We start from the raw sequence: 20,244 nt of genomic DNA, 5'->3' as shown, positions 1-20,244 counted from the left end.
CGGTTTCACGCGTGGCACGCCCCCTCCTTAGCCCCTAGCACAAACTGAGTGATTTCTGTCTCGCTACTCCCGAGTAGTAAGACGGACCACAGGAGAGTACCCGATACACCGCGTACCTCGTGACCCAACTGAGGGATAATTGCGTTCAGTTTCAGCAAACGCGACATGGGCACATCCGCCCTCCGCTCAGGTGGTCGAATTCGTCAGCGTGACGTCACTTGCCACGCTTACGACACACTTGTATCACCGAACCGCTCGCGGAGTTCCGTTTTAAGGACCTTGCCAGAAGGATTTCGGGGCAATGCGTCGACGATTTCCAGCGCCTTCGGGTGTTTGTACCGCGCCAGTCGTTCGGTCAGGAAATCGTCGAGATCCGCCAGGGTCAGGGCACTTTCGCTCTCGGCGTTGGTATTCGGCGTCACAGCAACGACCGCGACCGGCACCTCACCCCACTTTTCATGTGGGCGTCCGATGACCGCGACTTCGGTAATCGCGGGATGCGCGGCCAGAATATTCTCTACTTCTGCGCAGTAAATATTTTCGCCGCCGGAAATAATCATGTCCTTTTTACGGTCGACGACCCAGATGTAACCCTCGTCGTCCTGGCGAACCAAGTCACCGGAATGGAACCAACCGCCGGCGAACGCCTCGGCTGTCGCTTTCGGGTTGTTCCAGTACCCGGCCATGAGAGTTGGGGCCCGGTACACGATCTCCCCGACCTGACCCACCGGAACGTCGTTCATGTTGTCGTCGACGACGCGGGCGGCGACGGTCGGGATGACCCGCCCGACCGATCCCAGCTTCCGCAGCGCGTCCTGGCTCAGCAGCATGCACGTCACCGGCGACATCTCGGTCTGACCGAACGCAGCAAAGATCTGCGCGCCGGGGAACGTCGACGCCATCTCCCTCAACAGAGTGTCCGACGCCGGCGCGGCACCCCAGGACAAGACGCGCAATTTCACGTTGCGAGGCTGGGCCTGCTGCGCTGCACAGACGGCCTGCCACTGCGCCGGGACCAGGAAGATCGCCGAGACGCCCTCCGCCTCCAGCACGTCGAGCAGGGCACCGGGATCGAACGCGCCGAGCGGGTAGATCACCGTCGGCAGGCCCAGCAGCAGGCCGCTGATCATGTTGCCGATGCCGGCGATATGGAAGAACGGCACACCGATGAAGCCGACGTCGTTGTTGATGTCCGGCGCGATGGTGAACAGGCCCGTCATGCCCTGGCCCATGATGTTGACGTGCGTGAGCACCGCACCCTTGGGATATCCGGTGGTGCCCGAGGTGTACATGATCAGCGCCGGTGAGTCCTCGGGGATATCGACCGGTGCGGGTGGCGCTCCTTCCTCGGCGAGCACGTCCTCGTAGCCCAGCACGCCGCCGTCGGTCGCGCCGCCGGCGACGATCACGGTGCCCAGCGACGGTTCCAGCTCCCGCACCGCGGTGGCGACCGGGGCGAGCACCTGCTCGGTGATCACGGCCTTCGGATCGCAGTCCCGAACCAGGTAGGCGATCTCGGGCGGGGTCATGCGGAAGTTGACCGGGACCGCGATGGCGCCGAGGAGGTTGGCGGCCAGGAATGCCTCGACGTATTCGGTGCGGTTCAGCATCAGGATCAGCACGCGGTCGCCGAAGCCGACCCCTCGACGGCTCAGGGCTCCCGCGAGCTTGGTGACGCGTCGCTCCAGTTCACCCCAGGTGACCGCCTGGCCGACGAACCGCAGCGCGGTCGCCTCCGGCTGCATGAGGGCGTGGCGGGCGAGGTGAGTGGTCCAGTTCTGCCGACGCGCCAGGTAGGGCTGCTCGAGTGCTGCGGATGACACGGTCTACTCCTGTGTCTCGATCGGCATCGCAGCGGAAATGGAGTGGTCGCGACAAGCGATGCTGATATTTGATCAAATATAGTGTTGCCGCCGTCACAATAGGACGACCGCACCATCCGGACAACCTCCGGGTACCCCTGCCCCGCCCACCCGAAGGAATGCCGTGAACGTCTCGGCGAAACCGCTGCCCGGCCTGCGCCGGCGCGAACAGCTGTCCGACGAGGTGGCAGCCCATCTCCGAACGGCCATCATGTCGGGCACCCTGCGGCCGGGCACCTTCGTCCGGCTGGACGAGACCGCCGCCGCACTCGGCGTGAGCATCACGCCGGTCCGCGAGGCACTCCGCACCCTGCGCGGCGAGGGCATGGTCCAGCTCGAGCCCAACCGCGGTCACGTGGTGTCGGCGTTCACCCGTGACGACATCGCCGACATCTTCTGGTTGCAGGCCACCATCGCCACCGAGATCGCCGCGAACGCGGCCCGGCGGATCACCGAACCCGGCATCGCCGAACTCGACCGGCTCACCGACGAACTGGCCCATGCCGTCGCGGCGGGCGACGTCGACGCGATCGCCCAGGCGGAGTTCCTGTTCCACAAGGAGTTCAACCGCGCCGCCGGCCGGACCAAACTGGCCTGGTTCCTGCTGCACGCGGCCCGGTACCTGCCGGTCCGCATCTACGCCACCGATCCGCAGTGGGGTGCCGCGACAGTTGCCAATCACCGCGAATTGGTTGCGGCCTTGCGGGACAAGAACATCGACGAGGTGGTGCGGCAGACCCGCCGCCAGTTCGACGACGCCGCCGAGCGGTTGACCGGGCGTCTGGACGAACTCGGGTTGTGGCCGGGCTAGTTGGCGGCGAGCTGCTCGGCGCGCGTCTTCAGGTTGCCGGCCAGGTGGTCCAGTGCGTCGCCCACGACCTTCTTGATCATCATCGCCGGGATACCCGGCATGTCGACCTCGACGTCCATGTCGACGGTCAGCAGGGCGCTCGCCCCGAGGTCGACGACGGAGAACAGCTGCTCCTGCTTGGAGAACAGGTTGCCCTGCTGCATGACGGTCTGAATCTGGCCGTCACCCGGGTAGTAGACGGCCTGGATGTAGGAGCCGTCCATGCCCTGAATCTTGGTGTCCAGACGGAGCTGGCTGGGCCGGCCGTCGTCGTAGCGGTGCAGGATCCAGCAGCCGGTGACCTCTTCGTTCCACTGCGGGTAGGCCTCGAAGTCGGCGACGATCCCCAGGATCTGCGCTGCTGGTGCGGAGACCTCGACGGTCTTGCTCACGATCGGCATGGGCCAGAGCATATCGAGGCCGCGATTCCGTCGATCCCGCGCGTGTATCCGTTGACCCTGAACTGAGGGCGCAAGTCACTCGGGCTTTTGCGCCCTCAGTACAGAGTCAGCTCACGACGGCGGTCTCCAGCAGCTCCCGGATGGGCGCCGGGATGGGAACCGGACGACGAGTGTCGCGGTCGACGTAGACGTGCACCCAGGAACCGACCGCGGCAGGTGTGCCGTCGCCGTCCGCCCACAACCCGGTCCGGTAGGTGACGCTGCTGTTGCCCAGCCGGCTCACCGCCAGCCCGACGACCAGCTGCGACGGGAACTTCAGCTCGGCGAAGTAGCGGCAGCTCGATTCGGCGACCACCCCGAGCCACGGTGCGGCCACCGGGTCGACGTCGCGCGTGGTGTTGATCCATGCGTTGATCGCGGTGTCGAACAGCTCGTAGTAGACCGCGTTGTTGAGGTGGCCGAACATGTCGTTGTCGGTCCACCGGGTCTGCACGGGCCAGTGCACCGGAAAGTCCGCGGTGGTCAGTGCCTGCTCCATGGCGGCCAGTCTGTCAGGCTGGGGCCATGAAGATTCGCGGTGCCGTACTCGAGGAGATCGGGCGGCCCCGCCCGTACGCCGAATCGCGGCCGCTCACCGTCAGTGAACTGGACCTGGCCGCGCCGGGCGACGGCGAGCTGCTGGTCCGCATCGAGGCCGCCGGGCTGTGCCACTCCGACCTGTCGGTGGTGGACGGCAACCGGGTCCGGCCGGTTCCCATGCTGCTCGGCCACGAGGCCGCCGGCATCGTCGAACAAGTCGGCGGCACTTCGGATTTGGCAGTCGGCCAACGGGTGGTCATGACGTTCCTGCCGCGCTGCGGGGCGTGCCGGTCCTGCGCGACGGACGGCCTTGCGCCCTGCATTCCCGGCAGCGCCGCCAATGGCGCGGGCACACTGCTCGGCGGCGACACGCGGCTATCCCGAAGCGGCGCAACGGTTCTGCATCACCTGGGGGTCTCGGCCTTCGCTACGTACGCGGTGGTGGACCGCCGTTCGGTGGTGCCCGTCGACGCGGATGTGCCACCCGTCGTCGCCTCGCTGCTCGGCTGCGCGGTGCTGACCGGCGGCGGCGCGGTACTCAACGCCGGACAGCCGAAACCCGGTCAGACGGTGGCCATCGTGGGCATGGGCGGGGTCGGGATGGCCGCGATGCTCACCGCGCTGGCGCACGACGACATCCGGGTGGTCGCGGTGGACAGGTTGCCCGACAAGCTCGATCAAGCCCGCGCACTCGGCGCGCACGACGCCGTCACCGATCCCGGCGACCTCAAGGCCGACATCGTGATCGAGGCTGCCGGCCATCCCGCAGCGCTCGAAACCGCGATCGGCATGACCGCCCCGGGCGGCAAGACCATCACGGTCGGACTGCCGCACCCCGACGCGCGAATCACGGTGTCGCCGTTGGCATTGGTCGCGGACGGCCGCTCGCTGATCGGCAGCTACCTCGGGTCGGCCGTGCCGGCGCGGGACATCCCCCGCTTCGTCGACCTGTGGCGGTCCGGACGGCTGCCGGTCGAGAAGCTGGTGTCCGACACCATCGCCCTCGACGACATCAACACCGGCATGGACGCCCTGGCCTCGGGCCACGCGGTGCGGCAGATCGTTGAGTTCTAGTCGCCGAACGTGAACTAGATCGCGTGATTTCGCCGAATCTTCGCAATCTAGTTCACGTTCGAAGGCTAGAACCAGCCGTCCCGCATCTCCAGCGTCGTCCGGTCCAGCGACTCCAACAGGTCCAATTGCGGTGCGGTCTTGGGCAATTCGAACCGGAAGAAGTACCGGGCGGCCTGCCGCTTACCGTCGTAGAAGTCGCCGTCTTTGCCCGCGGCGGCCACGAACTGTTCCAGCCACAACCACGCCACCACGATGTGCCCGAACGCTTCCAGGTAGACGTGGCTGTTGGCCATCACCGCAGGAATGTCGCCCGAGCCGAACATGCCGGTGGTGACGGCGACGAGCCGCTGCCAGGACGCATCCAGCGCGGCCGCCAGTTCGGCGCCATCGCCGCCCAGTTCGTTCGCCGCCCGGACCGTCTCCGAGATGACCTGCCCCAACGCCGCCAGGCTGGCCCCGCCGCGCTGAGTCACCTTGCGGCCCAACAGGTCCAGGCTCTGGATGCCGTTGGTGCCCTCATGGATCGGGTTCAGCCGGTTGTCCCGGTAATGCTGCTCGACGTCATATTCGCGGGTGTAGCCGTACCCGCCGTGCACCTGGATCGCCAGGTTGTTGGCCTCCAAGCACCACTGCGACGGCCAGCTCTTGCCGATCGGGGTCAGGATGTCGATCAACAGACCGGCCGCGTCGGCTTCGGCGTCCGACTCCGCGCTGTGCTGCACGTCCACCAGCCGTGCGCAGTACAGGCCCAGCGCCAGCCCGCCTTCGACATACGCCTTCTGCGCCAACAACATTCGCCTGACGTCGGGATGCTCGACGATGGGCACCTGCGGCGTCGTCGGGTCCTTGACGTCCAGCGGGCGGCCCTGCGGCCGCTCCCGCGCGTACTGCACGGACTTGAGGTAGCCCGTGTAGCCCAACGCCACCGCACCCATGCCGACGGCCAGCCGGGCCTCGTTCATCATCTGGAACATGTAGACGATGCCGCGGTGCGGCTCGCCCACCAGATAACCGACCGCGCCGTTCTCGCCGCCCGGATTGAATTGCGTGTCACCGAAATTCAGCACGGTGTTGGTGACGCCGCGCTGCCCCATCTTGTGGTTCAGGCCCGCGATGGCGACGTCGTTGCGCTCGCCGATCGACCCGTCGGTGTTCACTAGGTACTTGGGCACGATGAACAGCGAGATGCCCTTGGTGCCGGGAGGTCCACCCGGAATCTTGGCCAGCACCAGGTTGACGATGTTGTCGGTGATCTCGTGCTCGGCGCCCGAAATCCACATCTTGGATCCGAACAGCCGGTAGGTGCCGTCGTCTTGCGGTTCGGCGCGGGTGACCACGTCGGCCAGCGACGACCCGGCCTGGGTCTCCGAGAGCGCCATGGTGCCCGAAAAGCGGCCGGCCAGCATGGGTTTGACGTAGGTCTCGATCTGCTCGGGCGTACCGAACTTGGTCAGCAGATTGGCGTTGGCGATGGTCAGCATCAGGTAGCCCGACGTCGACACGTTGGCGGCGGCGATCCAGGCGAACGCCGCCTGTGCGACGACCGCCGGCAGTTGCGCCCCGCCGACCGACTCTTCCATCGACATGCCGATCAGGTCGGCCGCGACGAACGCGTCCCAGGCCTCCTTGACCTCCGGGACCATGGTGACGGTCTGCCCGTCGAAGGTGGGCTCGTTGGCGTCACTCTTCTTGTTGTGCGGTGCGAAGTAGCGTTCGGCCAGCTGCTCGCTGAGGTCCAGGACCCCGTCGAAGGTCTCGCGCGAATGGTCGGCGAATCGTTTGCGACCGGTCAGCTCGTCGACCTTGAGCCACTCGTACAGCAGGAAGTCGAGGTCCCGTCGGGACAGCAGCAGAGATTTCATCGGACCTCAGTCACCTCTCGATTGCGCGGTCAGTCCTATGCTCCGCCACCGAGGGGGTCCTCGGCGCGGATCTTCTCGTCGCGGATCAGGCCACGCAGCAGTGCGGTGCTGAACTCGACGGCGATTTCGGAGGCCGAGCGCCGGCCGTGGGGCCGCAGCCATCGGTAGGCGCCGAGCGTCATCCCGATGTAGCCGAGCGCCAGCACATGCGAGTCGCACTCGCTGAATTCACCGCTGGCGATACCGCGGTCGATGACGTCGCGGACGTGTTCATACACCGTGGTCTCGGCCTGGCGGATGTAGGCGACCTGTTCCTCGGTGAACCATTCGGTGATGTACGGCCCCTCCTGGAAGTACACCGCCGCGCGTTCCAGGTCCGTGGCGATGCCGGTGAGCAGCCGCCGGGTGAAGTTGAAGATGGTCTCCCGCGCCGAGGCCGTCGGGTCGTCGTGCAGGGCGTCGACGGTGAAGTCGGCGGTCGCCTTGTAGATGTCCCAGAGGATCAACGACTTGCTGGCGTAGTAGTGGTAGACCGTCGCCTTGTTCAGCCCGACCGCGTCGGCCACGTCGTCCATGCGTGTCCCGTGGTAGCCGCGGGCCGCGAACAGCTTGGCGGCCACCGCCAGCAACTCCTCGCGCCGCGACGAGCCGTTTGAGGCGGCCGATCCCGTCGCAGAACCCTTTGCCGACGACTCTGTGGACATATCAGCTCAACTCTATGCAGCCGGGCGCGCGGCCCGGGACCCAATCAACTGGTTGGCCAGTCTATGCCGTGGCATCTCGACAGCCGATCTGCCACTCGCAGGCGGGCCCCAGCAGCTAAACTCCGCAGTAACAAGCATGTCGGCTGGAGGTACTGATGGATCCGAGTCCGGATTACGACGCGAGCGACGAGGTCGAGTACTTCTTCAACTGGGTCCCGTGGGGCATTCGCGGCGTATACCCGCCCCCGGCGTACCCCCCGGTGTAGACGTACAACCAGTTTCACCCAACCGGCCGGTGTCAGACGCACGTCGTCCCACCGGCCGGAATTTTGCGTGCCCGAACCCCCGTCGGTGACGTAGACATATCCAGGCAATGCCCGGCAGTGAGCTTTTGGTGGACTTATGAGCGACTGCTAATTTATAAGCGATTGCTAACTCGTATAGGGGGGTAAGAGCACCATCCAGACGTGGATGGGGGAGACTCTTGCAAGCAAACCAACACAGATCGGATCGAATTCGATGATCATCGGGATTCCCCGCGAGTCTCTGGCTGGTGAGACGCGGGTTGCCGCCACTCCTGCAACTGTCGGCCAGCTGATCAAGCTCGGCTATTCGGTAGTGGTCGAGTCCGGCGCGGGCAACTTGTCCAGTTTCGCCGACGCCGCCTATGTAGAGGCCGGCGCCGACATCGGCTCCCCCTGGGCCGCCGACATCGTGCTGAAGGTCAACGCCCCCGACGACGGCGAGATCGCCGCGGTCAAGGACGGCGCCACCCTCGTGTCGCTGATCTCCCCCGGTTTGAAGCCGGAACTGGTCGAGAAACTGGCAACGCGCCCGATCACCGTCCTGGCCATGGACGCGGTGCCGCGTATCTCGCGCGCCCAGTCCCTCGACGTGCTGTCGTCGATGGCCAACATCGCCGGCTACCGCGCCGTCGTCGAAGCCGCCCACGCATTCGGCCGGTTCTTCACCGGCCAGGTCACCGCCGCCGGCAAGGTCCCGCCGGCCAAGGTCCTCGTCGTCGGCGCCGGTGTCGCCGGTCTGGCCGCGATCGGTGCCGCCGGTTCGCTCGGTGCGGTCGTGAGAGCGACCGACCCGCGCCCCGAGGTCGCCGACCAGGTCGCTTCCCTCGGCGGCGAATACGTCTCGGTCGACCCCAACGCCGGCGAAGTCTCCGCCACCGGCTACGCCAAAGAGATGGGCGACGACTACAAAGCCCGCGAAGCCGAGCTCTACGCACAACTCGCCCAAGATGTCGACATCATCATCACCACCGCGCTGATCCCGGGCCGTCCCGCGCCGCGGATCATCACCGCGGACATGGTCGCCTCGATGAAGGCCGGTTCGGTGATCGTCGACATGGCCGCAGCCAACGGCGGCAACGTCGAAGGCACCGTCAAGGACCAGTCCGTCGTCACCGACAACGGCGTGACGATCATCGGCTACACCGACCTGGCCGGTCGCCTGCCTGCGCAGGCCTCGCAGCTGTACGGCACCAACCTGGTCAACCTGCTCAAGCTGCTCACCCCGGAGAAGGACGGCCAGGTCGTCCTGGACTTCGACGACGTGGTGCAGCGCGGCGTGACCGTCGTGCGCGACGGCGAGATCACCTGGCCCCCGCCGCCGGTGCAGGTCTCCGCCGCCCCCGCGCAAGCCGCGGCCGCTGCCGCGCCGGTGGTGTCCAAGGTCAAGGAGCCGATGTCGACGCAGCGTCGCCTCGGTGTGACGTTCGGCGCCGCAGCCGTGCTCTTCGCCCTGATCGCCGCGTCGCCGGCCGCCCTGCAGGTCCACCTGACGGTGTTCGCGCTGGCGATCGTGATCGGCTACTACGTGATCGGGCACGTGCACCACGCCCTGCACACCCCGCTGATGTCGGTGACCAACGCGATCTCCGGAATCATCGTGGTCGGCGCGCTGCTGCAGATCGGGCATCACAACACCCCGATCACCGCCCTGGCCGGCGTCGCGATTCTGCTCGCCAGCATCAACGTCTTCGGTGGCTTCGCGGTGACCCGCCGCATGCTGGCCATGTTCTCCCGCAGCTAGAGCCTGCGAACCTCAGAGACCTTTGGAACGGATTCATGTTCAACGCAGAAACCATCACCAACGTGGCGAACGCGGCCTACGTCGTCGCTGCCCTGTTGTTCATCCTCGCTCTGGCCGGGCTCTCCAAGCACGAGACCTCCAAGGCCGGTAACGCCTTCGGCATGGCCGGCATGGGGGTGGCACTGATCGCCACCATCGTCCTGGCCATCAACAACAAGATCGAGCCGCTGGGCCTGGCGCTGCTGGTCGGCGCCATGGCCGTCGGTGCGGCCATCGGTCTGTGGCGCGCCCGCGTCGTCGAGATGACCGGCATGCCAGAGCTGATCGCACTGCTGCACAGCTTTGTCGGTCTGGCCGCCGTGCTCGTCGGCTGGAGCGGCTACCTGCACGCCGAGTTCGACCCGAACAGCCAGGGCGCCCTCGAGCTCGCCAAGGAAGGCATGCTCGGCATCCACTCCGCCGAGGTGTTCATCGGCGTGTTCATCGGTGCGGTGACCTTCACCGGTTCGATCGTCGCCAACCTGAAGCTGTCGGCCAAGATCAGCTCCTCCCCGCTGATGCTGCCGGGCAAGAACTTCCTCAACGTCGGCTCGCTGGTGCTGTTCGTCGCGCTGACCGTCTGGTTCGTCATCTCCCCGAACCTGTGGCTGCTGGTCGGCGTCACCGCCCTGGCCCTGCTGCTGGGCTGGCACCTGGTCGCCTCCATCGGCGGCGGCGACATGCCCGTCGTGGTCTCGATGCTCAACAGCTACTCCGGTTGGGCCGCCGCGGCGTCGGGCTTCCTGCTGTCCAACGACCTGCTGATCATCACCGGCGCGCTCGTCGGCTCCTCCGGTGCCTACCTGTCGTACATCATGTGCAAGGCCATGAACCGGTCGTTCATCTCCGTCATCGCCGGCGGCTTCGGCATCGAAGCCGGCCCGGCCGAGGACAAGGACTACGGCGAGCACCGCGAGATCACCGCCGAAGGCGCCGCCGAGCTGCTGGGCTCCGCCGACTCGGTCATCATCACGCCGGGTTACGGCATGGCTGTGGCCCAGGCCCAGTACGGCGTCGCCGACCTGACCCGCAAGCTGCGCGAGAAGGGCGTCAACGTCCGCTTCGGTATCCACCCCGTCGCCGGCCGCCTGCCCGGTCACATGAACGTGCTGCTGGCCGAGGCCAAGGTGCCCTACGACATCGTGCTCGAGATGGACGAGATCAACGACGACTTCGACGACACCGCCGTCGTGCTCGTCATCGGCGCCAACGACACCGTCAACCCGGCCGCCTCCGAGGACCCGAGCAGCCCGATCGCCGGCATGCCGGTGCTCACCGTCTGGAACGCCGAGAACGTCATCGTGTTCAAGCGCTCCATGGCCTCGGGTTACGCGGGCGTGCAGAACCCGCTGTTCTTCCGCGACAACACCCAGATGCTCTTCGGCGACGCACGCGACCGCGTCAACGACATCCTGGCTGCGCTGTAGCAACCCAGTACACGACAAAGCCGCCATTCCGTCAGGATTGGCGGCTTTGTGGTTTCTATGGTGTCGGCACCCCGTCAGCGCACGAAATCACCAATCGCGGCGAGGAATTGGTCGGGCTTCTCCACCATGGGGCTGTGCCCCGAGCCTGCGATGAGGTGCGGCGGCAGACCGGCGGCGGTGTAGCGCGCGACGTTGGACGCCGTCGGGGTCAGGACATCCTTGTCGCCCCACAGCACCAGCACCGGTTTCCCCAGCCCCTTCAGCGTCTCGACGACGGGACGTCCGGCTTCCTTTGAGTCGCACACACCCACGTAGTTCAGCTGCTTCAACGAGCGGTATGCCAGCGGCGGAACGGGGTAGTCGGCGGCGAACCCGGTCTGCAGCGAGCTTTCACTGATCGCGTCGATGCCGCGGAAACGATCCAGCGCGGGTCCGATCACGGGCCAGCACAGCATCCTGCCGAGCAATGGCATGGAGACCAGATCCTCCGCTGCCGGGGTATCCGAAACCGCCACGCGCTCAACCATTTCCGGGTACTTGGTGGCGAACTCGGCGGCCACCTTGCCGCCCATCGAATGTCCGACCAGCTCGGCGTGCCGGACACCCAGCGCCTCGAGCGCCCGGTGCACGGCTTCTGCCTGACCGTCGGCGTGATACGGCGCGGCATCGGCCGGAGCCTCGGAACCACCGTGGCCGACGAGGTCGACCGCAATCACCCGCTGATGCGCGGCCAGGGCCGGTGCGACCTTCTCCCACCACTCGATCGAAGCCGAATAGCCGTGCAGCAGAACGATTGCCCGGTCACCTGGCGGCCCATACTCGCGGACGTTCAGGTCGGGGCCATCGAGCTTGAGGACATGACCGCCGGCGAACGGTTCCGCCGCCCGGCTGGTCCGCTCCACGACCACCATGTTCACAACCAACGCCACCACCGCCGCGACCAGCAGGCCGACCAGAATGCGTAGCTTCATGGCGCGACGCTACCGCCCCCACCTGCTGGCAAGCACACCATTTTCTGCCGAGCAGACGTGAAAGCCCCAAATCAGGCTCAAATAGGGGGTTTTCACGTCTGCTCGCGCTCGGGGGGTGACGTCACTGTCACGCGGGTGCCGCCGTCGGCCGCGGAGTCGACGAGCATCGAGCCACCCATCGCGTCCAGGCGGGCCAGCAGCGAGCCCAGGCCGATGTGGCCGTCGGCCACGTACTGGGCGACCACCGCCGCGTCGAACCCGACGCCGTCGTCGGCGATGGTCAGGACGATCCGATTGCCGATGGGGCCCAGCCGCACCGACACCGCCGTGGCCTGCGCATGCTTGCCGATATTGGTCAGCAGCTCGCGGGCCGCGCGGTACAGCAGCTGCTGCGAATCGGGCTTGCCCACCTCCTCGAGGTCGGCACGCACCACCAGGTGGGTACGAGACTCGAACTGCCGCAACAGTTCCCGCACCGCCGGGGTCAGGCCGAGCTGCGCGAGCACCTGCGGATGCAGCTCGGTGACCGTCGAGCGCAGCGCCGCCGCAGTGTCTTCCAACGCTGCGTAGACCGCATCGAGTTCCGGCCCGGGGGTCCGTTCCCTGACCTCGTCAAGCTGCAGACGGGCTGCCAGCAGCGTCTGCAACGGACCGTCGTGCAGCCCTTCGGCGACTTCCCGGTTGTGCCGTTCGTCGGACTGCATGGCCTCGGACACCAGCTGGCGGCGCACCTCCTGCAGGGCCTGTACGTTTTCCTGGCGCCGTACCAGCACGAAACACAACACCGTGGTGGCCACCGCCAGCCAGACCAGGAACCCGAAGTGGGTATAGACCATGTTCGGCAGGCCCATGCGGTCGTCGTGCTTCGAGTAGAAGATCCACACCGACAGATAGCCGGCGGCCGTCAGCGTGCCGATGGCCGCGGTCATCAGCGGCTGGTCCTGGAACGCCACCGAGATCGGCAGTAGGAAAAAGACCGGCAGCAGGGCCGCCGTCGCACCGCCCGACACCAGGCACAGCGCCAGGATGACCAGCAGGTCGATGCCGGTGGACGCCCAATCCGCCCAGCGTGGCACCGGCCCGCGCAGCACCGCCACCAGCCAGATCACCGCGGCGATGGCGTACAGCCCCAGGATCACCGCGTACAGCACGGGCAGCCAGTGGTCGACCTCCCAGATCCACACCAGGACGCCGATCAGCGCGATCAGCGGAAGCCGCAGCCCGGCCGAAATCCGCACCGGTTCGGCAGCCAGGTACTCGCCGATCCGGCTGAGTGTCGGGCTCACGTCAGTCCAGCAGCTTGCGACGCATCGCCTCGGCCACGGCTGCCCCGCGGTCCCCGACCCCGAGCTTCTCGTAGAGCCGCTGCACGTGGGTCTTGACCGTCGACGGCGCCAGGAACAACTCCTTCGCCATGGTCGGGATGCTCGCGCCCTTGGCGATCAGCTGCAGCACCTCGCGTTCGCGCGGGCTGAGCACCGGGGCGTCCGGCTCGGCGCGACGGCGGATCTCGCCGGCCAGCCCCGCGGCCAGGCTGGGTGCGACGACGTCGCGGCCCTTCGCGCATTCGAGGATCGCGTTGACGAGCTCGCTGCGTGTCGACTCTTTCGGCAGGAAGCCCGCCGCGCCTTCCTGCAGGGCGCGGTACACGATCTCCGCCTCGTCATGGGCGGAGAGCAGGAGCACCCGGGTCGGCAGACCGTCGCGCAGCACCGCCGCGGCCACCTCGGCGCCGTCCATGCCAGGCATGCGGTAGTCCAGCAGAGCGACCTGGGGTTTGTGGGTCCGGATCGCCTCGAGCGCGGATGTCCCGTCGTCCGCCTCGGCCAGTACCTCGATGGCGCCACTCGCCGTCAGCGCGCGGACGACGCCGTCGCGAAACATCGGGTGGTCGTCCCCCACCACAACGCGAACCCGTTCGTCGGTCATGCCGTCAGCGTCGCACGGCGGCCAGCGAAAAAGTAACAAGATCCCCAATTGGCGGCCTAGTGTCCCCCGATCAGGGGACACGCGAATCCACCGGTGGACCGGCCGATCACCGGACAGACATCAGACCCCCGACCCGGCACTCTTGAGTCATCACCGGAACACACCGGAGCAAGACCTCAAAAGCTAACTGACACAGGAGAATTCAAATGAGCATCACCGTCCGCACCTTCGGTTTCTCGATCATCGCCGCCGGCGTCCTGGGTGGCTCGGCACTCGGCCTGGCCGGCGCCGCGGGCGCCACCACCCTCGGACCCGACGTCCGCCCGCCGCACATCGTCGCGACCCCGTCGATCATCGCGCCGCCGGCGGGGACGCCGCTGCCCGGCGCCATCTGGCACCGCGGCGTCTACCGGGTGGCCGCCCTGCAGGGCCGCTGACCGGACCCATACCCGGATTCCCTCCCCGAAGTCGTCGCGGGGAGGGAATCCGCTGTTGATCAGTGCTCCGGCTGCGGCCACTCACCACGCGACAGGTCGTGATCGAGCACATCAACGGTGGCGTCGCCGCCGTAGCAGAGGCCCGGATCGAAAGTGTCACCGAAGTGCTCTTTCAACAACGACGAGAACAGCAAGGTGGCCGATTGCGGCCGGTGATTCATCACCAATTGACTGGTCTCACCCGCATCATTGAAATAGACGACGACGAAGTTGTAGATCTCCACGCCGCCGGGACGGAGGGTCTCGGTGCCGCGGATGGTGGACCGGTAGTCCTCGAGAAAGAGCTCACCACGCTGGCCATAGAAGCGAAAGTCCTGGAATGCGTAAAGACTTCGAGCGAAACTCAACATCTTCCCGACTTGTTCGGCACCGCGTAGCTCGCCGTTGAACACGGCACCTTGGAGGATGACGTCGTCTGCGAGGTTGTCCAGCCAGTGCGGATAGTAGGTCAGGTGGGGCGCCTGATTTTCCAGCTTGCGGTTGGGTTCATCTGATGTGGTCATGACAATCCTTCTGAGGGTTCGAACACCAGCAGCGGCTTGCCGTCGTGCGCCGGAGCTTCAGCCAAATAGACTGCGTTGCTGAAGTTTTCAATGGCTATCGGCCGGCCCGCCGGCACCTGCAACACACCGCTGTCCGCCAGCTGAATCGTTCGGTCGATGGTTGCGGACAGCCGATCCGGGGGCGTCCGGTTGAACCATCGGAACAACCAGAACCCACGTACCGTCTTGGTCTCGTAGATCAGGGAGCGCGCGAAAACGGGGATGGTGAGCTTTTCCGTATCGGTTTGGCGGTGGGTCGACAGCGCTCCGTAGACGACGAGCTCGCCATCGGGTGCCAACGCGCGTGACACGTCGGCCCCCACCTGGCCGCTGACGCTGTCAATTGCTTTGGCGACACCGTCTTCGCCGACGATCTCGGCCACTCGCTCACGTAGGTCCTCATCCTCGGTAGAGATCACCGCGGTACCGCCCATCGCGAGAATTTCGTCGACCGCGGAGCGCCGGCGAACCACGTTGAGAGTCTTGAAGCCCATGTGCGCGCCGAGTTGGATCACCGACTGCCCCACCGTCGAACCGGCCGCCGTCTGCAGGAGCCATTCACCCGGCCGGACGTCCAGTACTTCACCGGTCAGGATCACCGCCGTGAGCGGATTACTGAGCAACTGGGCTGCCGTCGACGTGCTCATGCCGTCCGGAACAGGCCGGACCCGCCCGGCATCGGCCACGACGTACTCCTGCCAGGTACCTCTGACGCCGACGGTGATGACGCGCTGTCCAACGGTCAAACCATCTGTGCCGCTGCCGATTTCGTCGATCACACCGACGGATTCGATGCCGGGGACAGTGGGGAACTCCGGGGTGAACCCGTACCTGCCACGGACAGTGTGGAGATCGCTGGCATGAACCGGCGCAGCTGTCACCCGGACTTGAACCTGGCCTGGCCCTGGCTCTGGAATCGGGCGGGATTGCAGATGCAAGACCTCGGCCGGCTCGCCCACCCGGTCGGCGACGAGAGCCCGCATCGTGGCGATCTTCCGCATCGTCACTCCTTTTCGAACGTCTGGTTGGCACCCAGGTCAGCGCGCGCATCAGGTCCGACATTTCGGACTGTCCTGGCCCTCTCAGGGGCAGGATCAGTGGAATCCGCACGCGGTGCCCGGATTGTTGTGGACTACGTAACTGCGACCAACCTCGTGAAGGAGCTCCGCCAATGTCGACCTATCGGGCCTATCAGGTGACCGGACAGCATCAGTTCGAACTCGTCGAGCGCGAACTGCTCGAACCAGCGCCCGGGCAGGTACGCATCCGCGTCGACTCGTGCGGTGTGTGTCATACCGATTCGTTCACCGCCGAGGGCTTCCGCCCAGACGCCACGCAGCCGTTGGTCCCCGGACACGAGGTGGTCGGCGTGATCGAGGCCATCGGGGCTGCGGTCAACGGGTGGCAGGTCGGCGAACGCGTCGGTGTGGGGTTCCTGGGCGGCCACTGCGGTGAGTGCGAGTGGTGCCGGCGCGGCGACTTCGTCAATTGCCAGAACCAGCCCCAAACGGGACTGACCGGAGACGGCGGCTACTCCGAGGTGCTGTACGCCCGGGCCAGCGGACTGGTGCGGGTCCCCGACCAGATGGATTCGCTCGACGCCGCACCGCTGCTGTGCGCCGGTATCACCACCTTCAACCCGTTGCAGCACCTGCACGCCGAGCCTGGCGCCCTGGTGGCGATCCAGGGCATCGGCGGGCTGGGCCATCTGGGCGTGCAGTACGCCAACAAGCTCGGCTACCAGGTGGCCGCCATCGCCCGCGGACCCGGCAAGGCGGAGCTGGCCCGGAAGTTGGGTGCACACCACTACATCGACAGCGCCGCAGTTGATCCCGCCGAAGCGCTGCAACAGCTGGGCGGTGCCGTTGCCATCGTCGCGACAGCTGCGAGCGGGGCGTCGATGTCGCCGCTGGTGGCGGGGCTCCGGCCGCGCGGTCAGCTGGTGGTGGTCGGTGCCGCGAACGATCCGCTCGCCGTCAATACCGCTGACGTCATCTTCGGCGGCCGCTCGATCGTGGGCAGCCTCACCGGCACCTCGATCGAGAACGAGGCGGGCCTGCAGTTCAGCGCCGCACACGACGTGTCGTCGATGAACGAGGTCTTCCCGTTCGAAGACGCACCCGCCGCCTATGCGCGAATGATGTCCGGCGAGGCCAGGTTTCGGGTCGTGCTCGACATGCGCGCCGGTCGCGACTGACGGAGTGTGAACCCGCTACGGCGTGTCCCCAGCACGCTCGGCCTGCGAGCGCAGCGCACCCAGCTCAGCCAGCGCCGTAGCGGTGGGACTGCCGAGATCGGCACGATAGGTCAGCATGTGCTGCCCACCGGAGTGCGGGATGTTGAACCTGTTGCGGTGCAAGAAGAGATCGCCGACCACCGGATGGCGCATGTGGATGACACCGGGCCGGTACCCGACGTCGGCACGTGCCCACAGCTCCCGGAACCGCTCACTGACGGCAGACAATTCGTCGATCAGCGCCCGCAATCGGGCGTCGTCGGGGTTGCTCGCGGCGGCTTCCCGTAGCCCGCTCACCGCCACGTCGGTCGACTCGTCCCAATCCACGTAGAGCTCGCGGGCCGCGGGCTCCACCAGTCGCCACCGCAGGAAGTTCTCACCGGGGGCGAAGCCGGGAGACAGCGCGCGGGCAAGGGAATTGGCGGCGAGCACGTCGAGACAACTACTGGCCACGATGGCAGGCATGGGAAATTGTTCGATGAGCGTCTCTACGTCGTCGATGGCCTCACTGGCACTCAGCTGACCATGCCGCCGCCCGGTCGGGCCGACGAGCTGGTGGAGATATTCGGTGGCTTTGATGTCGAGCCGCAGCGCTTTCGCGAGCGCGTCGAGGATCTGCGCCGACGGGTTCTTGTCGCGGCCCTGCTCGAGCCGCAAGTAGTACTCCGCACTGACCCCCGCCAACGTCGCCAGTTCCTCGCGCCGCAGGCCGGCCACCCGTCGCCGCGCGCCGGGCGGCAGTCCGACATCTTCGGGACGTACCTGGGCGCGTCTGGCGCGCAGGTAATCACCGAGGGCGTTATCGGTGTCGACCATTCGACCACCCTATGGCCCACAGCTGCGGCCACGGCACGAATACGGCATCAATTCCACCACTGGCCTCCTCATCCTGGCCCCCGCGATACCAGGGTCACTGCGGTGTCCCGTGGCCGCATTGATCAACGGCATCGTTCATGTTGTGCCTCTTGAAGGCAACAGAAGGGAGCAATGACCATGCAGCGACAGGACGTCGAATTCCCAACCGACGACGGGGTGACACTGCGGGGTTGGCTGTTTACGCCCGACGGCCCCGGCCCGTATCCGGCCATCACCATGGCCCACGGATTCGCCGGGGTGAAGGAGCACGGCCTGGAGCGTTTCGCCCGCCGATTCGCCGATGCCGGATTCGTGGTGCTGGTACATGACCACCGGGGCTTCGGCGCAAGTGATGGCCTGCCGCGCAACGACATCAACCCCTGGGTGCAGATCGCCGACTGGCGCCGCGCCATCTCGTTTCTCGAGAGCCTCCCGCTCGTCGCTCCGGACCGAATCGGGCTGTGGGGCAGCAGCTATGCCGGCGGGCACGCCATCGTGCTGGGCGCCACCGACCGGCGGCTGCGAGCCGTGGTGGCCCAGGTCCCGACCATCAGCGGCTACCAGCAGAGTCTGCGACGCGTTGCGCCCGATCAAGTTTCAGCTCTCGAAGGCGCCTTCACCGAGGACGACCGTCGGCAATTCAGCGGATCTGCGCCGGCCACGCAGGCGGTGGTAAGCGCGGACCCCGCCGTCCCCGCCGCCTACCGCAGTCCTGACGCCGTCGCCTTCTACACGCAGCAGGTGCCGTCGGGAACGTGGGACAACGCCGTGACGTTGCGCTCGACTCGCGCGGCACGCATGTACGAGCCCGGCACCTTCATCAGCCGCGTCTCCCCCACCCCGTTGCTGATGGTCGTGGCGATGCAGGACACGGTCACCGTGACCGACCTGGCCCTCGCCGGATACGAAAAGGCACTGCAGCCAAAGAAACTCGTCACAATCGCCGGCGGCCATTTCGACCCTTACCAGACCCAGTTCGACGCCGCCGGCGGCGCGGCGGCGGGCTGGTTCACCGAACATCTCCAAAACAATTGAACCCGAAGGAAATTCGACATGCCTGAACTGCACTACGACGTCCTGGTCAACGACGGACTGCCCCGGCACCGCGAGCAGCGCCTGCCCGACGGCAGCCCCATCGTCTCGTCGCCTGTCGCGTCAACCCTGATCTACGGTGAGCACGACGCCGTCCTGGTCGATCCACCGTTCACCTACGCGCAGGTCTATCGCGTCGGCGACTGGATTCAGCAATCCGGTAAACGACTGGTCGCGATCTACGCCACCCACGGCCACGGTGATCACTGGTTCGGCACCGAACTTCTGCTACAACGCTTTCCGGGTGTCGTCGCCTATGCCACGCGCGGAACCATCGCAATGATGCATCAGCAGGGCACCGAGGGCCGGGCTCAGATGTGGGACGTCGATTTCCCCGGTCAGATTCCGCCCAGTCCCGTTGTCTACCAGCAGGTTCCGGAGAGCGGTATCACGCTGGAAGGCGAACAGCTGCTAGCCGTTGAGGTCGGCCATACCGACACCGACGACACCACCGTCCTGCACGTGCCCTCCATCGGCCTGGTCGTGGCCGGCGACGTCGCCTACAACGGGGTGCACCAATACCTCCTGGAGAGCGCGCACGGCGGCGTCGAGGCGTGGTTGGCGGCCCTGGACAAGGTGGCAGCGCTGAAGCCACGTGCCGTGGTCGCGGGCCATAAGAACAAGGTGCTGCCCGACGACGCCGCGATCATCGACCAGACCCGCGAATACCTGCTCGAGGCCCGCCGGCTGCTCGACCAGAAGCCCAGTCCACAAGAGTATTTCGAGCAGATGACCACGCTGTACCCGGACCGGTTGAACGTCGGCCCGGTGTGGTACTCCGCCGTCGCGCTGCTATCCGGAAGCGCTGGCGATTCCTCGGTGCGTGATGAGGTGACGCAGTGGTTCTTCGATGACTATCTGCCGACCTGGGTCGGCGTCGCCGCAGGCACCGTCGCCCGGGACTCGGATTTCATCCTCGACTACTGGTCGGCGCCGCTGAATTGGACTGATCCGCAGGGCAGTCGGTGGCTTCGGGAGCCAGCCGATGTGGTCGCCGTGCTGCGAGAACTGCACACCCGACTGAACGCCGCCGGCTACACCGACACCGCGGTTCCCGACCGGAAGGTGACCGTCTACCACGACAACGGTGCGGCAATCGAGGTGATCTGGGCTCGACTCCGCGGCGATGGCACCGAAATCGAACGAATTGCAGCGCATTTCGAACTGGCCCGCGGCAGCCAGGGCTGGCGGATCATCGCCATCCAGGCGGTGCCGACGGACAGCGACTCGCTGAAGACCGTGTGGCTGCACGAGAACTGATCGCAGGGAGAGACGACA

General features: G+C 66.4%; 19 protein-coding genes and 1 pseudogene. 9 read left to right on the top strand and 11 right to left on the bottom strand.

The window, feature by feature from the left end; all coding sequences use genetic code 11:
- Window positions 1-227 precede the first annotated feature (227 nt).
- Window positions 228-1,823 carry a fatty-acid--CoA ligase FadD5 gene (fadD5, locus tag AC1U2B_RS23780; protein WP_480218718.1) on the bottom strand — a complete coding sequence of 532 codons (1,596 nt, stop codon included), beginning with the start codon at window positions 1,821-1,823 and terminating at the stop codon, window positions 228-230.
- 163 nt (window positions 1,824-1,986) lie between these two features.
- Here fadD5 and AC1U2B_RS23775 point away from each other — a divergent pair, with 163 nt between their 5' ends.
- Window positions 1,987-2,673: a GntR family transcriptional regulator gene (locus tag AC1U2B_RS23775; RefSeq protein WP_480218717.1), complete on the top strand. Its 687-nt coding sequence runs from the start codon at window positions 1,987-1,989 to the stop codon at window positions 2,671-2,673.
- Here the strand turns inward: AC1U2B_RS23775 and AC1U2B_RS23770 are convergent.
- A complete protein-coding gene (locus tag AC1U2B_RS23770; RefSeq protein WP_043391893.1) occupies window positions 2,670-3,113 on the bottom strand; it encodes an SRPBCC family protein in 444 nt (147 codons plus the stop codon). The genes AC1U2B_RS23775 and AC1U2B_RS23770 overlap by 4 nt on opposite strands.
- Before the next feature lie 106 nt (window positions 3,114-3,219).
- On the bottom strand, window positions 3,220-3,651 hold the full coding sequence (locus tag AC1U2B_RS23765; RefSeq protein ID WP_043987461.1) for an acyl-CoA thioesterase: 432 nt from the start codon (window positions 3,649-3,651) through the stop codon (window positions 3,220-3,222).
- A gap of 26 nt (window positions 3,652-3,677) precedes the next feature.
- On the opposite strand from AC1U2B_RS23765, the gene AC1U2B_RS23760 reads away from it, so the two are divergent.
- On the top strand, window positions 3,678-4,766 hold the full coding sequence (locus tag AC1U2B_RS23760; RefSeq protein ID WP_480218716.1) for an alcohol dehydrogenase catalytic domain-containing protein: 1,089 nt from the start codon (window positions 3,678-3,680) through the stop codon (window positions 4,764-4,766).
- 65 nt (window positions 4,767-4,831) lie between these two features.
- On the opposite strand, the gene AC1U2B_RS23755 is transcribed toward AC1U2B_RS23760, so the two are convergent.
- Both AC1U2B_RS23755 and AC1U2B_RS23750 read right to left on the bottom strand, forming a co-directional pair.
- A complete protein-coding gene (locus tag AC1U2B_RS23755) occupies window positions 4,832-6,628 on the bottom strand; it encodes an acyl-CoA dehydrogenase (protein ID WP_480218715.1) in 1,797 nt (598 codons plus the stop codon).
- A gap of 35 nt (window positions 6,629-6,663) precedes the next feature.
- Window positions 6,664-7,332, bottom strand: a complete 669-nt coding sequence (locus AC1U2B_RS23750; protein WP_480218714.1) for a TetR/AcrR family transcriptional regulator — start codon at window positions 7,330-7,332, stop codon at window positions 6,664-6,666.
- A 149-nt stretch (window positions 7,333-7,481) separates the two neighbouring features.
- Between AC1U2B_RS23750 and AC1U2B_RS23745 the strand changes: the two are divergent.
- The 3 genes and pseudogenes from AC1U2B_RS23745 to pntB form a co-directional block, all read left to right on the top strand.
- Window positions 7,482-7,598, top strand: a pseudogene (locus AC1U2B_RS23745) (CAP domain-containing protein); the annotation flags it as partial.
- A 253-nt stretch (window positions 7,599-7,851) separates the two neighbouring features.
- Window positions 7,852-9,378 (top strand): Re/Si-specific NAD(P)(+) transhydrogenase subunit alpha, encoded by a 1,527-nt coding sequence (locus AC1U2B_RS23740; RefSeq protein WP_043391272.1) that lies wholly within the window; start codon window positions 7,852-7,854, stop codon window positions 9,376-9,378.
- A 35-nt stretch (window positions 9,379-9,413) separates the two neighbouring features.
- Window positions 9,414-10,844, top strand: a complete 1,431-nt coding sequence (gene pntB / locus AC1U2B_RS23735) for a Re/Si-specific NAD(P)(+) transhydrogenase subunit beta (protein ID WP_043987466.1) — start codon at window positions 9,414-9,416, stop codon at window positions 10,842-10,844.
- A gap of 74 nt (window positions 10,845-10,918) precedes the next feature.
- Here the strand turns inward: pntB and AC1U2B_RS23730 are convergent, their stop codons facing one another.
- From AC1U2B_RS23730 to AC1U2B_RS23720, 3 genes are all read right to left on the bottom strand, one after another.
- Window positions 10,919-11,815: an alpha/beta fold hydrolase gene (locus AC1U2B_RS23730; protein WP_480218713.1), complete on the bottom strand. Its 897-nt coding sequence runs from the start codon at window positions 11,813-11,815 to the stop codon at window positions 10,919-10,921.
- 92 nt (window positions 11,816-11,907) lie between these two features.
- Window positions 11,908-13,101: a sensor histidine kinase gene (locus AC1U2B_RS23725; protein WP_480218712.1), complete on the bottom strand. Its 1,194-nt coding sequence runs from the start codon at window positions 13,099-13,101 to the stop codon at window positions 11,908-11,910.
- 1 nt (window position 13,102) lies between these two features.
- Entirely contained in the window at window positions 13,103-13,744 is a 642-nt protein-coding gene (locus AC1U2B_RS23720; protein ID WP_043391282.1) for a response regulator, read from the bottom strand.
- A gap of 206 nt (window positions 13,745-13,950) precedes the next feature.
- On the opposite strand from AC1U2B_RS23720, the gene AC1U2B_RS23715 reads away from it, so the two are divergent.
- Window positions 13,951-14,181: a hypothetical protein gene (locus tag AC1U2B_RS23715; protein ID WP_071288597.1), complete on the top strand. Its 231-nt coding sequence runs from the start codon at window positions 13,951-13,953 to the stop codon at window positions 14,179-14,181.
- Window positions 14,182-14,240: 59 nt separating this feature from the next.
- Here AC1U2B_RS23715 and AC1U2B_RS23710 read toward each other — a convergent pair whose 3' ends face one another.
- Window positions 14,241-14,744: a hypothetical protein gene (locus AC1U2B_RS23710; RefSeq protein ID WP_480218711.1), complete on the bottom strand. Its 504-nt coding sequence runs from the start codon at window positions 14,742-14,744 to the stop codon at window positions 14,241-14,243.
- Complete coding sequence (locus AC1U2B_RS23705) at window positions 14,741-15,766, bottom strand: zinc-dependent alcohol dehydrogenase family protein (protein ID WP_480218845.1); 1,026 nt, start codon at window positions 15,764-15,766, stop codon at window positions 14,741-14,743. Before AC1U2B_RS23705 ends, AC1U2B_RS23710 begins: the two co-directional genes overlap by 4 nt.
- A 188-nt stretch (window positions 15,767-15,954) precedes the next feature.
- Between AC1U2B_RS23705 and AC1U2B_RS23700 the strand changes: the two genes are divergently transcribed.
- Window positions 15,955-16,980: an alcohol dehydrogenase gene (locus AC1U2B_RS23700; protein WP_480218710.1), complete on the top strand. Its 1,026-nt coding sequence runs from the start codon at window positions 15,955-15,957 to the stop codon at window positions 16,978-16,980.
- 15 nt (window positions 16,981-16,995) lie between these two features.
- Here the strand turns inward: AC1U2B_RS23700 and AC1U2B_RS23695 are convergent, their stop codons facing one another.
- Complete coding sequence (locus AC1U2B_RS23695) at window positions 16,996-17,835, bottom strand: helix-turn-helix domain-containing protein (RefSeq protein WP_480218709.1); 840 nt, start codon at window positions 17,833-17,835, stop codon at window positions 16,996-16,998.
- 171 nt (window positions 17,836-18,006) lie between these two features.
- Here AC1U2B_RS23695 and AC1U2B_RS23690 point away from each other — a divergent pair, with 171 nt between their 5' ends.
- A complete protein-coding gene (locus AC1U2B_RS23690) occupies window positions 18,007-18,909 on the top strand; it encodes an alpha/beta hydrolase (RefSeq protein ID WP_480218708.1) in 903 nt (300 codons plus the stop codon).
- 18 nt (window positions 18,910-18,927) lie between these two features.
- Window positions 18,928-20,226: an MBL fold metallo-hydrolase gene (locus AC1U2B_RS23685; protein WP_480218707.1), complete on the top strand. Its 1,299-nt coding sequence runs from the start codon at window positions 18,928-18,930 to the stop codon at window positions 20,224-20,226.
- Window positions 20,227-20,244: the final 18 nt, after the last annotated feature.

The sequence above is a fragment of the Mycolicibacterium sp. P4_G11 genome (assembly GCF_056555145.1).
The sequence above is the reverse complement of the archived record's forward strand: the minus strand, read 5'-3'. Positions and strand labels throughout refer to the sequence as shown.

Coding starts and splice junctions, on each gene's coding strand:
- AC1U2B_RS23720 (WP_043391282.1), bottom strand. CDS start 13,744: ATGACCGACGAACGGGTTCGCGTTGTGGTGGGGGACGACCACCCGATG.
- AC1U2B_RS23705 (WP_480218845.1), bottom strand. CDS start 15,766: ATGCGGGCTCTCGTCGCCGACCGGGTGGGCGAGCCGGCCGAGGTCTTG.
- AC1U2B_RS23765 (WP_043987461.1), bottom strand. CDS start 3,651: ATGGAGCAGGCACTGACCACCGCGGACTTTCCGGTGCACTGGCCCGTG.
- AC1U2B_RS23760 (WP_480218716.1), top strand. CDS start 3,678: ATGAAGATTCGCGGTGCCGTACTCGAGGAGATCGGGCGGCCCCGCCCG.
- AC1U2B_RS23700 (WP_480218710.1), top strand. CDS start 15,955: ATGTCGACCTATCGGGCCTATCAGGTGACCGGACAGCATCAGTTCGAA.
- AC1U2B_RS23770 (WP_043391893.1), bottom strand. CDS start 3,113: ATGCCGATCGTGAGCAAGACCGTCGAGGTCTCCGCACCAGCAGCGCAG.
- AC1U2B_RS23685 (WP_480218707.1), top strand. CDS start 18,928: ATGCCTGAACTGCACTACGACGTCCTGGTCAACGACGGACTGCCCCGG.
- AC1U2B_RS23755 (WP_480218715.1), bottom strand. CDS start 6,628: ATGAAATCTCTGCTGCTGTCCCGACGGGACCTCGACTTCCTGCTGTAC.
- AC1U2B_RS23715 (WP_071288597.1), top strand. CDS start 13,951: ATGAGCATCACCGTCCGCACCTTCGGTTTCTCGATCATCGCCGCCGGC.
- AC1U2B_RS23740 (WP_043391272.1), top strand. CDS start 7,852: ATGATCATCGGGATTCCCCGCGAGTCTCTGGCTGGTGAGACGCGGGTT.
- pntB (WP_043987466.1), top strand. CDS start 9,414: ATGTTCAACGCAGAAACCATCACCAACGTGGCGAACGCGGCCTACGTC.
- AC1U2B_RS23730 (WP_480218713.1), bottom strand. CDS start 11,815: ATGAAGCTACGCATTCTGGTCGGCCTGCTGGTCGCGGCGGTGGTGGCG.
- AC1U2B_RS23690 (WP_480218708.1), top strand. CDS start 18,007: ATGACCATGCAGCGACAGGACGTCGAATTCCCAACCGACGACGGGGTG.
- AC1U2B_RS23710 (WP_480218711.1), bottom strand. CDS start 14,744: ATGACCACATCAGATGAACCCAACCGCAAGCTGGAAAATCAGGCGCCC.
- AC1U2B_RS23750 (WP_480218714.1), bottom strand. CDS start 7,332: ATGTCCACAGAGTCGTCGGCAAAGGGTTCTGCGACGGGATCGGCCGCC.
- AC1U2B_RS23695 (WP_480218709.1), bottom strand. CDS start 17,835: ATGGTCGACACCGATAACGCCCTCGGTGATTACCTGCGCGCCAGACGC.